Raw genomic sequence first — 16,894 nt, forward strand, 5'->3', positions numbered from 1 at the left:
ATGTTATGCTAATGCGAGCGCCATTATTTATTTTTTATCTGGTCCTATTGCCAAGTAGATTGCACCCAGATAGCAAAATTTTGACGGGATGACCAACATTAACAATACAATATATTTTAAAGAAGATAGGCAATGGTGATAACTATAGTTTGTATGTTTGTCAATGACCAAATTAAGGGTCAAGTAAGAGGAAACAAGTCCTCGATTGAACCCTAGAGAAAATATTCCAGTGCAGTATCCTTACTTCAACCTGTTATCAGTTATCAAGGAAGCGCAATATCAGTTATCAGTTATCAGGTAGGAAACGGACTCGTCCACCCCTAGTTCACTGTTCACTGTTTTCACCCCCCAGATGGATGGTACAGGATAATTCATACTTTACAGTTCTGGCTTGGTGGTGACGACTAGGCTGTATTTGTTTAAGTTTCATAAAGCATACCTAAAAAAGTTGTCTACTTACAAAATTTGATCACTGGCACACACAATGATAAGCAAAACTAATTCTTAGTCATTACATAAAGACAAAGGACAAAGCTTAGCAAAATGAAACTAACAACTAGAGGACACTACAGTGTGAAAGCCTTGCTCGATTTGAGTTTACAGCCTGGGTATGGTCCTGTTTCTACTAAGGCGATCGCCTCTCGTCAAGATATTCCAGCTCCTTACTTAGAAAAACTGCTCATAGAAATGCGTCGTGCTGGATTAGTAAAATCAATGCGTGGTAGCATCGGTGGATACCAATTGGCTCGAGAACCTGCACAAATCTCTCTAGGAGAAGTTTTAGAAGCAGTTGGAGAAACTATTGAACCTTTACCCCACCACCAAGCTTCTCAAACACAAGCAGAAGATTGGGTCACATTTACTCTTTGGCAAAGGCTGCACCAAAAGCTCAAAGAAGCATTGTACAGTATTACCTTGGCAGATCTTTATTACGACGCTCGTAGTTGGCAGGCTTCTCTTGGGGAAGAAGCCAATTTTATTGTTTAGTCATTAGTAATTTGACTGTTGACTCTTAAGTTTTGATCGTTAACTCTTGACTTTTGACCATTGACTAATGACATCAGCTGCTGTTTTAATTATTGCTGCTACTTTAGATTACTTTATTGGCGATCCGTGGGGTTGGCCTCATCCAGTACGAGTCATGGGGTGGGCAATTTCTCGCTTTACCAAATTTAGTATCACATATTGTCAAAATTCCCTGACACAGCGCCTTGCTGGAATTGTGCTAGGCATTATCCTAATAATTGGTAGCGGGTTTATAGGCTACCTACTTATTCAAAGAGCTAGATTACTGCATCCGTTTTTGGGAGTCGCGTTAGAAAGTATTCTCTTAGCTAGCTGTTTTGCTTTTCAAAGTTTAAGAAGAGCAGCCGAAACAGTTTTACAACCATTAACAACAGGACATATTGTAGATGCCCGCTCTACTTTAAGTCATTACGTAGGACGAGATACAGAAAATTTAACACAACTAGAAATTTTACGAGCCGTTCTAGAAACAGTAACAGAAAATGCGACTGATGGAGTTATGGCTCCTCTTTTTTATGCGATTCTTGGTGCATTTATCCCTGTTATCGGTCCGACAACCCTGGCTTTGGCATATAAAGCCAGCAGTACTCTTGATTCAATGGTAGGCTATCGAGAAAAACCTTATACATATTTAGGATGGTTCAGTGCACGGTTAGAAGATTGTTTAACTTGGATTCCTTGTCGCCTCACTGTGATGACTTTGGCACTTCTGTCCGGGAAACCCTTATATATTTGGCAAATTTGCCGTCGGGATGCTGTTTGTGATCCTAGTCCTAACTCTGGCTGGAGTGAGTGCGCCTATGCTGCTATTTTAGGTGTGCAGGTGGGAGGTACAAATTGGTATCGTGGGGTAGCAAAACATAAACCTCTCCTGGGAGACGCCATCCATCCCATCACCCCAAATTGCATTTATCAAGCTTTGCAACTCACTCGATATTGTTTTTTGCTGTGGTTGGGGGTTGCAGTAGTTTTACTGCTGAGTAACTGAGGGAGTGAAGCGCGTCCTTTGAGTGCGCCAAAGCCTGCCCATTTTTTAGGGGACAAATTGGTGAACACAGTTCATCAGATGTATTTTTTTGAATTTTGAACAAGCAAACTTTGAATTTGAGCGTGAACGTGAATCATCATGGAAATAGGGAATTGGGAATGGCTAGTTGTGAATAGTTAGTGGTTAGTAGAAAATTCGACTAACCACCAAAGCTACCAGTCACAATGACCGATTTGTTGTCGTTTAACTCATTGTTCAGGGGTATTGGTCTATGACTGCGTCTGTCGAAACCAAAGTGGTTGAGATTCTCTCACCTGAAGAACTCCGTCGTACCGTGAATCGTCTCGCTTCTCAAATCGTAGAAAAAACGCGTGATTTGTCTCAACTCGTACTGTTAGGTATTTATACTAGAGGTGTACCTTTAGCTCAGTTACTGACGCGTCAAATTGAGGCGCTTGAAGGTATACCGATAGCGACCGGAGCGTTGGATATTACATTTTATCGTGATGACCTCGACCAAATTGGGTTGCGGACTCCTGCAAAAACTGATATTCCTTTTGATTTAACAGGGAAAACAGTTGTCCTCGTCGATGATGTCATTTATAAAGGACGGACAATTCGTGCTGCTTTGAATGCGGTAAACGAGTATGGCAGACCAGAAATTATTCGTCTAGCCGTGCTGGTAGATAGAGGTCATCGGGAGTTACCAATTCATCCAGATTTTGTTGGTAAGCAACTACCCACTGCTAAAGAAGAGATTGTCAAAGTTTACTTAGACAATTGGGATAGACGTGATGCAGTGGAGTTGATTGGAGATTAGTTCCTTATCTTCCTATCACTCCTTTAGCGCATAATTGGACTGGCATGATGATGCACAAGATACCACTTACCGCCTAGAAGCTCAAACATATTCGTAGCAATTGATTGTGCTTCTAGTCTTCTCTGACCGTTAATGATTTGAAGAACATTTTCTACAAGTACAACATAGGCGATGTGATCACGCACAACTGTCGTCACTATCTCCGTATTTATCTCAATGTAAGCAGTATTTTTGAAAATGTTAACCCAGGAGGAGCGAATCTCCTTCCAACCGCGCAGTACATTCCATCCGGGATGAACACAAAAACTGCCAGTTCCTTGAGACCAGACAGTACTCATTGCCTCAATATCTTTTTTTTCAAAAGCTCGATAAAAAGCTGCGTTGACGGCTAAAACTTCAGAAGATTGGTTAGTCATTATTCTTCGTGGAGATTGGGAATAGCAAATGTTGTTTATTAATTGTTAGTAGTTAGTCACTACTAACAATTAACGATTTCCCTTATTTTAATTCCCACTTTTGACAGCACTAATAGTCTGTAATAACTGCTTTGCGGTATACGGTTTAGATAAAAAGGCTTTAACACCCATGTTATTGACTGTATTCACCTTTTCACTAGAAGCGAGTCCACTAACGGCAATAATCTTGACTGCAGGATTCATTTTTTTTAAGGTCCGGATTGTGGTTATTCCATCCATAGAAGGCATAACCATATCTGTTAAGACCACAGAGATTTTATCTTGATGTTCTGCATAAAGAGCGATCGCCTCAATCCCATCACTAGCAGTTATTGCTTTGTAATTATAGCTTTCTAAGGATGTTTTCGTAACATCCCGAATGGAATCTTCATCATCCACAACCAAAATGAGTTCTCCATTACCGTTTGGTAATTCGCAATCTCGTTCTTCTGGAGTTTCCCTAGCTTCTTGTGCTGGTAAAAACACCTTAAATTGGGTGCCTTTCCCTACCTCACTATACACGTTAACAAAACCACCGTGGCTTTTAACAATCCCAAGTACAGTAGAAAGACCAAGTCCTGTTCCTTTGCCTAAGTCTTTCGTTGTAAAAAATGGTTCAAAAATGCGGTCTATAATTTCTTGTGGAATACCACCTCCAGTATCACTAACAGTAATGACAACATACGAACCAACTTGAGCATCAATATACATCTTGGCGTAATTTGTATCAATAATGAAATTTTCCGCCGAGATTGTCAATTGACCGCCATTAGGCATTGCGTCACGAGCATTAACGCACAAATTTATCAGGACTTGATGCAATTGAGTTGCATCACCTGAAACTGTCCAAAGGGTTTGGTCTTGTGAAGTGGAAACTTCAATAGATTTGGGAAATGTTTCTTTAATAATTTGCTGAATTTCTCTAATTAAATGCCTTAATTGCAAAAGAGTGCGATCGCCCTCAATTCCGCGAGTAAATGATAGCACTTGCTTAACCAAACTTGCTCCTCGTTTCGCGTTAGATATTAATATTGGCAGGAGTCGTTTACTCCGCTGATCATTCAGTTGCGATTCTAAAAGTTGAGCGGTCATTAAAATGGGTGCAAGAACGTTATTTAGATCGTGGGCGATACCGCTTGCTAAAGTTCCTATACTTTCTAAACGCTGAGCACGAAAAAATTGTGCTTCTAATTCTTTTTTTTGTGTAATATTAGTATTAACAACAAGAATTGATTGTCCCTGTTTATCAAATTCGTGCACAAGTGTCCAGCGACTTTCAACAATAATTTCTTTGTCAAATTTTGTTATTTGATGCAGTTCACCCTCCCAGGAACCATTTTTCAATAAAGTTGCAATAGCTTCTTGAAATTGTACTATATCTTTCTCATGCCAAAGATCTGATGTATTCTTGCCAATCGCTTCAGTTGCCTTCCAACCATATAGTTGTTCGGCTGATTTATTCCAAAATAAAATTCTCTTGTTTAAATCCCGTACAAAAATGGCATCGGTTGCAACATCAAGGAGTGCGGCGTGTTCGCGAATCTTTTGTTCTGCTCGCTTGCGCTCAACTGCGTAACGAATAGAACGTTCAAGCATGGGAGCTGTCAACTGACTTTTTTCTAAATAATCTGCAGCACCTGCTCTCATCGCTTCAATGTCTATTTGCCTATCTCCTTTTCCTGTAAGTAAAATGATTGGGGAAGAGCAGCCTTGATCAATTGCTTCACGCAACAAATCTAGTCCGTTACTGGCACCCAAACGATAATCTACAAGACAGACATCGTATTGATTCTTAACAATTGCATCTATTGCTGCTTGATAATTATTTTTCCATTCCAATTCCCCACAAGCGACTTGGAATTCACCGAACCAATCACGAGTTAAAACGTAGTCATCTTCGTCATCATCAACAAGAAGAACTTTGAATTGACTTTCTTTCATTTCTGCCTCCCTTTGCTTATAGTGGCAGTTCCACGATGTTAAACCAGTACTTTCCTAGTGTTTTCATAACTTCCACCAAAGACGCGAAGGTGACAGGTTTGATGATAAATGAGTTGGCACCCAAATCGTAACTACTATAAACATCTTCTTCTGCCTTGGAGGTCGTCAGAATAACAACGGGAATTTGCCTTAAATGTGGATCAGCTTTAATCTCTTTAAGCGCCTCACGACCATCTTTTTTGGGCATATTTAAATCTAACAAAATTATATGTGGTCGCGGTGCAGTGCTTTTGTGGGTATACATACCACGATGATAAAGATAATCCATTAATTGTTCACCATCGTTAACGATGTGTAACTCGTTTGCTAATCGACTTTCTGCCAACGCCTCGCGAGCTAACATACAATCATCCTCATCATCATCAGCCATCAAAATTGTGACGGTTATTTGCCGACCCTTCACTCTGCATTTTCTCCTTTGCGTTGGTTTTAGGATTAATTGATTATTAAATTGCAACAAATGAATGAAGATTGGTTGCCAAATCCTCGACAACCTCTGGGCGTATCATAAACTCTTTTAAGCAAGAGCATATTATGCCGGAGGATGCATTGGCAGTAGAATCAAAAATTTTGATCCTTGCCCAGGTGTACTTTGTGCCGAGATGCTCCCGTTGTGACGCTCAACAATTTTCCGGCAGATAGCCAAACCTATACCAGTCCCTTCATATTCGCTGCGACCATGCAGGCGTTGAAAAACGTTGAAGATGCGGTCAAGATACTTTTCATCAAAACCAATGCCATGATCTTCTACAATAATCTGACACACTTGGACAACATCTTGTTGGTTTAATATCTGGTTGTAAATCTTAACAATAGGTGGTTCTTCTTTACAGCAAAATTTCAGAGCATTGCCGATGAGGTTTTGTAGTAGTTGACGCATCTGTAGCGGATCGGCGTGAATGATAGGTAACTCGCCTACCTCCACATACGCCTGGGTTTGTTGGATACGCACTTCCAAATCAGACAAAACTTCTTTTGTAATTTGTGTCAAATTCACTGGGACAAAAGGCTGTCCTCTGGTAGTCACTCGCGAAAGTGTTAACAAATCTTCAATCAAAGCCTGCATTCTACGGGTTGCATTTTGCATCCGTTCTAGGTAATCTAGTCCTTGTTCTGTTAAAGCATGACCACAAGTCGCTTTTAAGCGATCGCCAAATGTTTTGATTTTACGCAATGGCTCTTGCAAATCGTGAGAGGCGACAAAGGCAAATTGTTGCAGCTCGTCATTAGAACGGATGAGTTCTTGCGAGTGGCGAGTTTCTTGTTCTAGAAGTTGAGCTTGCGCAAGAGCAATGCCCATTTGATCAGCCAGATGTCGCAAAAGCTCAGTTTCCCAGTTCGTCCATTGACGAGGACAAATACACTGATGGGCAATGAGCAGCCCCCAAAGTTGATTTTTTAGAAGAATAGGGACAATAAGGTTAGATCTAACATTAAGTTTTTTCAGAAATTCTATATAGCAAGGCTCGATACCACCTTGCTCAATATCGGTAACAGCACTAATCCGTCCATTACGGTATTTCTGGACATAATCTTCGACAAAGCAGGGATCATGAATGTTTTGTCCGACAACAGCAGGCACACCAGGAACCACAGCTTCTTGCATCACCACTCCAGAACCATGTGGAAGCAGCCGAAAAATAAGGACACGGTCAGATTGCAGTAGCTTTTGTACCTCTGTGACGCTGGTTTGGAGAATTTCATTAATTTGTAAGGACTGACGAATTTTTAAACTAATATTGGCAAACAATTGCGATCGCAAGTTCTGGCGCTGTAGCTCTTGTTGAACCCGCTTGCGCTCAGAAAAGTCTATCATTGCCGCAATCATTCGCACTGACTTGCCTGTGTTGTCATGAACAACATAACCGCGCTCAAAAATGTAGGCATAAGAATTGTCTACACGGCGAAAGCGATATTCATTTGACCAGAAATGTTGATTGCTGTTGATCACAGCATCAATGTCAGAAATAATTCTGTTTCTATCATCTGGGTGTATATGCTCATGCCACCAACTTACTTCACTTTTGACTTGCTGTGTTGAATAACCAAACAGAGTTTGTACGTTGTCATTCCACCACAGTTTATTTGTCAGTAAATCCCAATCCCAGACAGCATCATTCGTAGCACGAGCAAGTATTTGAAAACGGTTTTCGCTTTCTTGTAGTTTTTCGTCTGCCAGCTTACGTTCAGTAATATCTGTATGGGAGCCAGCCATCCGCACAACTGTACCTTGATCATCCCAGAGTGCTTGACCTCGATCCAAAATCCATTTGTAGCTACCGTTTTTACACCGAATTCGATACTCACTAATGTAAAAAGGGGTTTTTTTGGTAAAGTGGTCTTGAATGACTCGTGTTACCGAAATCATATCATCTGGATGCACGCGGTTCATCCATTCATCAAAATGATTGGGAATCTCATGCTCAGAGTAACCGAGCATTTGCTTCCAGCGAGTCGAGAAGAAGACTTGATTCGTTTTAACATTCCAGTCCCAAATACCATCATTATTGCCCCGCAAAGCTAACTGCCAGCGTTGCTCACTTTCTCTAAGAGCATCTTCGACTTTTTGACGCTCAATGGCTGTAGCCAACATATTGGCTATAGCTTGCAAAAAGTAAATGTCATCTTTACTAAAAGTACGTTGTGTGGTACTATGTGCCCCTAAAACGCCAAAAGGACGCTCTTTGCCATGAATGATGACTGACAAACCGCTGACGACTTGATGCTTATGCAGCAGGGGAGGTCCGTTGAATCTCTCTTCTGTGCCCAGATCATCAACAATGACTGGCTCTTGGGAAGACAGGGTATAACCAGCTTGAGAGTCCATTCCAGCACTAACAGTTGCGTATCCTACAAGCCCTGGCTCCCAACCCACTCCCGCCCGTAGCAGTAAGGTGTTATTATCGCTACAGAGTTCCAAAACTTTGCAATACTCAACTTTCAGACTTTGAGCAACCAGGGCAACAGTTTCGTCCATCAGCGTGGTTAAGTCTACACCACCGAGTGCTACTTGACTGAGTTCTGCTACAAGTGCTTGTCGTTTGGCATAAACTTCTAACGCCTCCTCCGATTGCTTGCGTTTAGTGATGTCCATCCCTATTCCAGTCATCCGCACTGCGACTCCAGAAGAATCACGAAAAACGACACCTTTGCTTGCTATCCAACAAACCATACCGTTGTGCCAAACAACACGAAATTCGATATCGTATTCTGTGCCTTCTTGGAGAGTTTGCATCACTGAACGGTTGACAAAATCTCGGTCTTGGGGATGAACGCGTTCAATAAAAGCATCATACGTAGCACTTTCTAAGCCAAAGAGTGGTTTGAGGTTATCCGGCCAAGTTAATTTGTTATTGAGAATGTCCCAGTCCCAAGTAATCATGCTGGCTGCTTCTAATGCCATCACCAGTTGCGCCTCTCGACTCTGCGCCTGTTCGGTTTGCTGTTGCAATTTCTGTATAGCGTGATGAGCTTCCAAAAGACGACGCACTCTTTGACGCAAGACTTGCCACTTAATTGGCTTGGTAATATAATCAATAGCACCAGCACCCCCATCGGTTTCCATTGATGCTGACTCGTTGGGATCACTCATGATTAAAATAGGTATTTCCGTAGCACCAGCAAGTGTTTGCAATTGATCACAGCAGCTAATGCCATTCATCATCGGCATCAGGGCATCCAGCAACACTATATTTGGCTGTAATTTTATATACAAATATAAAGCTTGCTCAGTATTGATTGCCTCTGCTACTTGATACCCTTCTTGTTGTAGCAAAGTTCGTAGTTGTAACCGCGTCAAAGCGTCGTCGTCTACAACCAGAATCAAATTAGTCATTAGATATTTATTATCAGTTATTTGTTATCAGCTATTTGTTATTCTCCCTCATCTTTTCCGACTTCAACAAAAAACGGCTGGAGTCAGCTATCCGTGAGAGTGGACAAGGTAAACGCCAGCCGTTTTAGTCATTAGTTATTAGTTTCGTGATAGATCACAGTCATGAAACAATCAAAAATCTCAACTATTTAACAAGGATATTTTCCTGTTTACTAAGGAGACTTGGAGTCATGATTAATGACTCGAAATCTCTGAGCTTTTATGACTAGTACCGCAATTGTGGGATGAGTTAATTCTTAACTTTATCTAATGATGAGAAATAACCGAATGCAAAGTGTTTAGTAACTCCTGTGCTGTATGGGGCTTGGGTAAAAATGCTATTAACTCAGAGGCTTTATCTAATAGCATCTGTTCGCTTGTTGCTAGTCCACTAACAGCAATTATATGCAGCAGTGGATTCATTTTGTGGAAGGTATTGATAGTCGTGATTCCATCCATATCTGGCATGATCATATCGACAATTGCCGCACTAATTTTATCTTTATGCTGAGCATAGAGTGCCACTGCCTCTATACCATCACTGGCAGTCATTGCAAAGTAATTATTCTTTTCTAAAGAAACTTTTGTAATTTCTCTGATCGCAGGTTCGTCATCTACAACCAAAATCCATTCTCCGTGTCCGGTTGGTGTATTTTTTCGGTCTTCCGTTAACTGCGTCGCAGCTGTCTTGATTGCTGGCAGGTAAACTTGAAATTTTGTGCCCTTGCCAACGCTACTAGATACAGTCATGAACCCAGCATGACCTTTAATAATGCCCATGACAGTTGACAATCCAAGTCCGGTTCCCTTACCAAACTCTTTTGTTGTAAAAAATGGTTCAAAAATTCTATCTAAGAGTTCATTAGGGATACCAATTCCTGTGTCATAAACTGTGAGGACAATGTAAGAACCGACTTGAGCATCAAGATGCATTTTGGCAAAGTTTTGATCAATGAAAATATTTTTAGCAGAAATTTGCAAAGTTCCGCCATTGATCATCGCATCACGAGCATTGAGACACAAATTCATTAACACTTGATGAATTTGTGTGCTATCACCACAGAAAGGTAATAAACTTGGCTGAATTTCAGTTTTGACGACTATTGATTTGGGAAAAGTTTGTTCGATAATTTGCGTCATTTCTGAGATCAATTCGTTTAATTGAAGTACAGTGCGATTGCCGAAGGCGGCTCCCTTATGTGCATCGCTCGTATACGCCCAGCCAACCGAAGATTGGCTCCCGCAAGGAAGTTCAGCGCAAGCATTTCCTGCTTCGCCGCCCCTATGGGAGGAAGGCTTTGGATAATCACAACCGACGCGATCGCCGAAGGCGGCTCCCTTATGTGCATCGCCCGTAGAGGAGCTGGAGTTTTCCCAATCGCCTTCAGTTCCCCTTGCAAATGACAGCACCTGTTTGACTAAATTTGCGCCGCGTTTGGCATTATTTTCTACAATGGTTAGCACTTGCCTACTACGCTCATCATCGCAACTTGCTTTGAGCATTGGTACTGACATCAAAATTGGGGACAGCACATTATTTAAATCGTGAGCAATACCACTTGCGAGAGTACCTATACTCTCCAGGCGCTGATGGCGTAAAAATTGCTTTTCTAATTGTTTTTTCTCTGTGATATCAGTATCAACTACAACGATTGATTTGGGTTGAAAATGCTCATCGCGTACTAGTGTCCAACGACTTTCAACAATAATTTTTTTGCCAGATTTCGTGATTGTTTGCAACTCACCTTGCCATGAGCCAGATTTCAAGACATTTTTATAAATTTCCCAGTATTGCGGCAAGGGTTCGTTAGAGAAAATTTCGTCTGTTTTTTTACCAAGAGTTTCTTCTGCTTTCCAACCGTAGAGGTTCTCGGCACTTTTATTCCACAGTAAAATTCTACTGCTACTTAAATCACGTACAATAATTGCGTCTGTAACAATATCGACTAATACTGCTTGTTCACGAACTTGCTGTTCTGCTAGTGGAGAAACGCCAGTCATTGAGCGCAAAAGTTCTTCTTTCCAAGGCAATTTCTGTTTGGCTTGCTGATATTCTGCTTTTATGCTAGCTAGCTGAGTTAAATTTCGGCGTAACTCTAGTTGTCTGATCACTAAACGGCTAATTGCTTTTAGCGACTCCACTTGTTCATGGCTGATTTTCCTCGGTACGCGATCAACAACACATACAGTCCCGATCGCATGTCCTTCTGGTGTTACTAAAGGAACTCCAGCATAAAATCTCACATAAGGGGCAGACGTTACTACGGGATTAGTGGCAAACCGTTCATCACTCAAAGTATCAGGAATGATTAAAATATCACGTTGTTGGATACAAAGGGGACAAAACCCAATATCCACAGGCATTTCTTCTACATCCAACCCGACTTTAGCTTTGAACCACTGACGGTTAGTATCTATCAAAGTTATTACTGCAATCGGTGTTGCGCAAGTCTGGGCGGCTAAGAATGCCAAATCGTCAAATGCTTGTTCTGGTGCTGTGTCGAGAATGTCATACTGATGGAGAGCCACAAGCCTTGCTGCTTCATTGTTAGACAATAAAAGATTCATTATATCTTTTCCTATAATATTGAATGATCGCTTGTCTTGATGTGATATAGGGTTCTCCAGATTCTTCAACAAGTGAAGTTTAAAGGTGACGGCATGAGTTGAATGTTTACTGTAAGTCGGTTTGAAACTGCCATGTACATTTGCTTTTTTATTTCCAAAAACTAAACATACCTGACTTGAAAGTAACGAGGCAGGGAGTGAGTGAGTGAGTGAAGGAGAAATATTTTCATCTGTTTTGGTGAGGCTTTGCTTGGCTCGAGTTTCCCGACAGTCGCGCAACTGACGATCTATGGCGTCAGCCATAGGGTGTACAAAGTTCATGACGGCTACTTATACTACTTGCAACTGGTAGCTTGAACTAGGAACTTACCTTTAGGTAAAATCGGTACTTGCTGCACTTGATCGTTCGACGAAGTTACTATCGAATTCTCCATTTGAATCACTTCATTATAGTAATATGCCTAAAGGAGGATGACAAACTTTTTTATTTTCAGTGATATCACGTAAGGTCAAGCAAATTTACATGAGTGTTGGTATTTTTTATTTAGAATTAAACTTAGAATAATAAATTCCCCATACATATAGAAATTATTCAAATGAACTTGGGTCTCGTAGCTTCTGTTACCTCTGCCATTCAGCCCAAAGCTGAAGATAGCTTTGCCATTAGCTTTGCGCCATTGTCTATTGAAGAGGTTTATGGCAAAGCGGAAACTAGCGCAAATGGCGCTATTGTGGTGATGAGTGGCATGGTTCGTAATCAAACAGATGGTAAAGCTGTGATTGCTCTAGAATATCAAGCTTATGAACCGATGGCAATGCGGGTGTTTTATCAAATTGCTGCTGATATTCGTCAAAAATGGTCTATTGTGAACCGTATCGTCATTTATCATCGTGTTGGGCGGTTGCGAGTTGGTGAAATCAGCGTTTTAGTTGCTGTGGGTTGTCCTCATCGTTCCGAAGCGTTTGAAGCTTGTCGGTATGCGATAGATACTCTCAAACACAACGCCCCTATTTGGAAAAAAGAACATTGGGCAGATGGTTCAAGTAGCTGGGTGAGTATTGGCGCTTGTGAAGTTCAAGGTTGTTAATCAATAACAATTAACAACAAACGACTAACAACAAACTTAGAAATTATTTGCACTTATTTACAAATTTGGGAGTTATCTATTTCAGTTTGTAACTATCTGTTTATTCCAAAAGATTATTCCTTTAGACTGATCTCCTATAGAAATAAAAATTTTTTGGGGATAGAAACGCATGCATTCAATAAATTTAGTTTCTCATGATTCCTTTGTGCTTCTGTCTTTCGTAGCTTGTATTACTGGTCTATTGTTACTATGGGAACGCAAGCAGCAAAAGGATGAAGTGGAAGAAACAGAGAAGATTCTGTTTAGGATGAGCTTTTCCTACTGGCTAGTTTACTGTGTTGCTTTCGCTATCCAAAAAATAGTTTTACCTGATTGGGAAACTGTAGTCATGAGTTTAAGGATAACGACTGCACTGTCATATTTCTTAACATTTTCTTGCGTTGTCAGTCTGCCACTACATAAATTTGCAATGCGTCGTGTTCAGGAATAGTCATTAGTAGAACTAACCATTGGACTTTGGACAAAAGGCTAGAAATTACTTTTTCATCGCAAAGGCGATCGCCTCCTCAAGTTGATTTTGATCCAAAGTCGTCACAATAAACACCTCTTGCACTGTTTTGCCGTGGCGTGCGATCGCCTTAAACCCACCGCGAATTGGTACAGAAACTCGCAATTGTAAATGAGGGCTATGACCTTTGACTCGCCCAATTTGTCCCGGTGTCACGGTTTGAATCCCATCCTGGCGTATGAGACGTTCTAGGATTGGGATAAGACCACTAATGTGGGTTGAGTGATTCCAAACAAGTCTGCCCTCAGTGGGTTTTGCCATTTTCTTACAGTATTATGCGGCTTCAAGGGGAGCCATCGTCAAACCAGCCCGAGAAAGCTGCTGATGATAGAATTCAGCAGGTTCTTGGGGACCTGTCCAGACAATTGCTTGACCTTCGTTATGCACTTGGTTTGTCAGTTTCCAAGCGCGATCGCTAGTCATACCCGGAATATACTTTACCAAACAATCGTGAACGTGCTGGAAAGTATTAAAATCATCATCCAATACAATCACTTTATAATTTGGATATGGCTTACGGGTCACTTGACTAGACCGTTCAGGAGCTTTAGTTGGTGCTGTTGCCATCCCGTAAACAGCGGCTGTTAGTCTTGTAACCATAGTACACCTAGCCAAGAAGCTTAACAAAACTAAACTACAATTAACTAGTGTAGTCCATAGTCAATAGTCTAATAACCGAAGAAAGAACTCAGAACGGGCTAGCCCCTAAGAGGGGCGCTACGCAAACGCCCCGCTACGCTAACAGAACTCAGTAGTCAGAATAGGAATAAGGAAAGGGATACTAGCACCATTATTCATTTATGGAAAGAAGAAAAAGAGTTGTGACTCTATGGCTGACGCCACGCCTTACAGGATGTTTTCTGAGTTCTGCGTTCTGACAACTGAGTTCTTTTCAAAAATGACTAATTACTTCCAATCATCCCAATTTTGGTTAAAAATCGAGGTATCCGGGAAGGCAGTGGGGTTACCATTTTTCTCCAACAGCTGTTTGAGGAGTTGTAATCGCGGTTCTGGTAAGGGCAATTTATCTACGAGTTGGTAGGGTGCGATGCCATTTTTCAGGGCAAAAGCTGCTGTCGTGCCCGCTGCTGCACCTGCAGACCATTCAAAAGAGTGTACCCTGTATGCTGCTGCTGCGATGTGACTGGTTGCAATGCTTTTACCACCGACGAGTAAATTGTCGATTTTTTGAGGAATCATCGCCCTGAGTGCAATTTGGAAAGGATAAGCTTGCCCAGCACCACGTCTTTCACCGGCACGATCTGTATTTCCGGGCGCTTCTGGAGGGCTTTTGGTCATGCAAGGATGGAAGTCTATAGCGTAGTGACCGATACCCACAGCATCAGGGAAAATAGTGGAACGAGTTCGCCGCGCTACCTTATCCGGACTGATCTGCCCTGAAAGAACGGATGCTGCTTCCAAACCTCCTAATGCGGCTTTTAGGCGGCGATACATATCTGGTGGTAGTGTTTTGCGGTAATACTCGTCATTGTAGTTGCGACGAGAGATATCAATTTCCCAAATAGAAAAGCCTTCGGGTTGTCCCCAGCTAGGGCGTCCAATAATACGTCGTCCTTCTCGCATATATGGATGTTTTGACAAGCCATGCGCTGTCCCCATTGGGGAATCTAACCCCGATAAAAAGCGGTTATTTGGTTGTGGCTGCTTGACACCATTGCCCAATTGAGAATCTGTATCCCCGGCGGTCAACCAGTAATAGTATCCCAGAGAGATTTCCTCAGCTTTGCGTAAAGATTCTGTTCGCAGTCCACCCATCCAACCTCCTGGCTTCAGTTGCCCACTCGCTTGTAACTGTTGACGAGTGTAAATGAGGTTATCAGCAGAGGTTCCGGGACGGTAATCATTGCCCCAAGTCCAGTTTTGCATTGAGATGTCCCCTGGGGCGGGAGCGTTAAACTTGACACCACCAAATTCCATTGGTTGTCCTTTCGTGGGACTCCAAATGCGACGGTAGGTGAAAACCAAGGGAAAACTTGCTAAGCGCTTCAATTCATAACTATAATATGGAGAGTATTCTGGATAAAATGCGGGCATTGTTTGCGGTTGCGGGTCTTTGGTCGCCTCCATTGCAAAGGTGTAGGTAAAGCCCTGAGTACAAAAAGGATCATTTTGAGGACTGGAAGAAGAAGGTTCCAAATAAGAACGAGCATCAATTCCTAGTCTGTAAGGAACGTCAGCAAGAGCGATAATTTCGCCAGTTTCTGAAGTGTCTACAACATACCAGTTAGGGGCGTTACTTCCAGCTTTACTTTTGGTTTGCTTGGGGGCGAGGCGAACAATAGTTTTGCTAAAGCGGGATGAGTTTTGGTAGGTATAAGTGTCTTCGATGGTTTGAGATAATGGAGTTGTGTTTAGGGGTGGTGCACCTTGAACTGGTTGATGTTGGATGGCGATCGCACTACTAATGAGCTTCCCGTCGCTACTATATTCCAATTCCTTAATCACCGTGTTCGGGAACCATTGCAACTTTCCTTTGCCTTTTTTTTCAGCATCTTTGAGCATTGAAGTCAAAATTTCATGACCATCGCGCGGCAGAAAACACGAGTCACTGACCCAACAGTTACCAGGGTTAATATTACCACGGTATTTACTCTCAATACGCTTTCGCAGTTCTAAGTAACCGCGAGAGTAGAAGAGTTTGCGACGCTGAGTTGGTCGTTCATCAAGTGCAGCAGTTCCTTGCGAGGAGATTTGTCCTCCCAACCAATCAGTAATTTCGGTCAGGCATACCGTTTGCCCTGCCAGTATTGCCTCATAAGCTGTAGCGACACCAGACAGTCCTCCACCTACAACAAGGATGTCACAGTTGACTGTTTTGTCTGGTGTTTTGGGTGGTGCAGCAACGACAGCGTATGGTGCGAGAAAAGAGAAAAAAGTCAGTATAGATAGCAATCGCTTGATTCTTAACAAGATCCGTTCAACTCCTAAATCACCTTTTACAGCATTCTTCCCAAATTTCCTGGCGACTTTTTTTCTGCGACCAGACAAATTAAACAAATGCATTTGCCTTAAGTGCATAAAAATCAAAAGTCACCCATATGAAATATCAGAAGCGATTTCAATAACTTTTGCCACACAAACAAAAAAGGGAAACTGAAACAATGAACACCAAGATTTTACTTGAACAATGTAAGACAACTAATTTATCACAGAGTAAGCGCTTCACCACCCTCTGAGCTAGACCATTTGTGTTGTGTTGTTGTGCCCGCTTTTAGCGGGCTTTTTTTTTATAAAGGGAACGCTTAACAGTGGTAACTGGTAACTGATCAGATAATCATCAGCAAGCAAATAAACTCACGCTGATTACTCATACCAATTCTGGAGTAAACTTGCACTAAATACTTACCTCTTCCACCCTTGGCGTTCTTGGCGACGCCAGTCGCCTAGGTCGGGAAACCCTCACAACGACCACGCTCAGTGCACAGCCTGCAGCGCTGGCTCGTCTTCGCGGTTCGTTTCATAAATATTAAGTGCATCTATGGCTA

The 16,894-nt window shown here is 41.9% G+C and carries 13 protein-coding genes; 5 read left to right on the forward strand and 8 right to left on the reverse strand.

Translation table 11 applies throughout. The features are described 5' to 3' along the window. The first annotated feature begins 543 nt into the window (after positions 1–543). The 3 genes from DP114_RS26780 to pyrR all read left to right on the forward strand — a co-directional run bounded on the left by DP114_RS26780 (position 544) and on the right by pyrR (position 2,834). The gene (locus tag DP114_RS26780; protein ID WP_169266724.1) at positions 544–987 is read left to right on the forward strand and encodes an Rrf2 family transcriptional regulator; all 444 of its coding nucleotides are present in this window, start codon (positions 544–546) and stop codon (positions 985–987) included. A gap of 67 nt (positions 988–1,054) precedes the next feature. Next, the gene (cbiB, locus tag DP114_RS26785; RefSeq protein ID WP_171977567.1) at positions 1,055–2,014 is read left to right on the forward strand and encodes an adenosylcobinamide-phosphate synthase CbiB; all 960 of its coding nucleotides are present in this window, start codon (positions 1,055–1,057) and stop codon (positions 2,012–2,014) included. A 271-nt stretch (positions 2,015–2,285) separates the two neighbouring features. Then, positions 2,286–2,834 carry a bifunctional pyr operon transcriptional regulator/uracil phosphoribosyltransferase PyrR gene (pyrR, locus tag DP114_RS26790; protein ID WP_169153629.1) on the forward strand — a complete coding sequence of 183 codons (549 nt, stop codon included), beginning with the start codon at positions 2,286–2,288 and terminating at the stop codon, positions 2,832–2,834. 23 nt (positions 2,835–2,857) lie between these two features. Here the strand turns inward: pyrR and DP114_RS26795 are convergent, their stop codons facing one another. The 5 genes from DP114_RS26795 to DP114_RS35395 form a co-directional block, all read right to left on the reverse strand. Continuing rightward, entirely contained in the window at positions 2,858–3,250 is a 393-nt protein-coding gene (locus DP114_RS26795) for a nuclear transport factor 2 family protein (protein WP_169266726.1), read from the reverse strand. A gap of 87 nt (positions 3,251–3,337) precedes the next feature. Beyond that, complete coding sequence (locus DP114_RS26800) at positions 3,338–5,230, reverse strand: hybrid sensor histidine kinase/response regulator (protein WP_169266727.1); 1,893 nt, start codon at positions 5,228–5,230, stop codon at positions 3,338–3,340. Between the two features lie 16 nt (positions 5,231–5,246). Then, a complete protein-coding gene (locus DP114_RS26805) occupies positions 5,247–5,693 on the reverse strand; it encodes a response regulator (protein ID WP_171977568.1) in 447 nt (148 codons plus the stop codon). A 129-nt stretch (positions 5,694–5,822) separates the two neighbouring features. Further along, on the reverse strand, positions 5,823–9,125 hold the full coding sequence (locus DP114_RS26810; RefSeq protein WP_171977569.1) for a PAS domain-containing protein: 3,303 nt from the start codon (positions 9,123–9,125) through the stop codon (positions 5,823–5,825). 306 nt (positions 9,126–9,431) lie between these two features. Continuing rightward, complete coding sequence (locus DP114_RS35395) at positions 9,432–12,053, reverse strand: hybrid sensor histidine kinase/response regulator (RefSeq protein WP_370469278.1); 2,622 nt, start codon at positions 12,051–12,053, stop codon at positions 9,432–9,434. 275 nt (positions 12,054–12,328) lie between these two features. Between DP114_RS35395 and DP114_RS26825 the strand changes: the two genes are divergently transcribed. Together DP114_RS26825 and DP114_RS26830 are read left to right on the forward strand one after the other, a co-directional pair. Continuing rightward, complete coding sequence (locus DP114_RS26825; RefSeq protein ID WP_171977570.1) at positions 12,329–12,820, forward strand: molybdenum cofactor biosynthesis protein MoaE; 492 nt, start codon at positions 12,329–12,331, stop codon at positions 12,818–12,820. A 169-nt stretch (positions 12,821–12,989) separates the two neighbouring features. Further along, complete coding sequence (locus tag DP114_RS26830; RefSeq protein WP_171977571.1) at positions 12,990–13,310, forward strand: hypothetical protein; 321 nt, start codon at positions 12,990–12,992, stop codon at positions 13,308–13,310. A gap of 45 nt (positions 13,311–13,355) precedes the next feature. Here DP114_RS26830 and DP114_RS26835 read toward each other — a convergent pair whose 3' ends face one another. The 3 genes from DP114_RS26835 to DP114_RS26845 form a co-directional block, all read right to left on the reverse strand. Further along, positions 13,356–13,649 (reverse strand): DUF2103 domain-containing protein, encoded by a 294-nt coding sequence (locus tag DP114_RS26835; RefSeq protein ID WP_169266730.1) that lies wholly within the window; start codon positions 13,647–13,649, stop codon positions 13,356–13,358. Positions 13,650–13,661: 12 nt separating this feature from the next. Continuing rightward, a complete protein-coding gene (gene clpS, locus DP114_RS26840; RefSeq protein ID WP_171977572.1) occupies positions 13,662–13,988 on the reverse strand; it encodes an ATP-dependent Clp protease adapter ClpS in 327 nt (108 codons plus the stop codon). Between the two features lie 306 nt (positions 13,989–14,294). Beyond that, on the reverse strand, positions 14,295–16,412 hold the full coding sequence (locus DP114_RS26845; RefSeq protein ID WP_246162800.1) for an FAD-dependent oxidoreductase: 2,118 nt from the start codon (positions 16,410–16,412) through the stop codon (positions 14,295–14,297). Positions 16,413–16,894 lie beyond the last annotated feature (482 nt).

This window comes from Brasilonema sennae CENA114 (assembly GCF_006968745.1).
GTDB lineage: Bacteria > Cyanobacteriota > Cyanobacteriia > Cyanobacteriales > Nostocaceae > Brasilonema > Brasilonema sennae.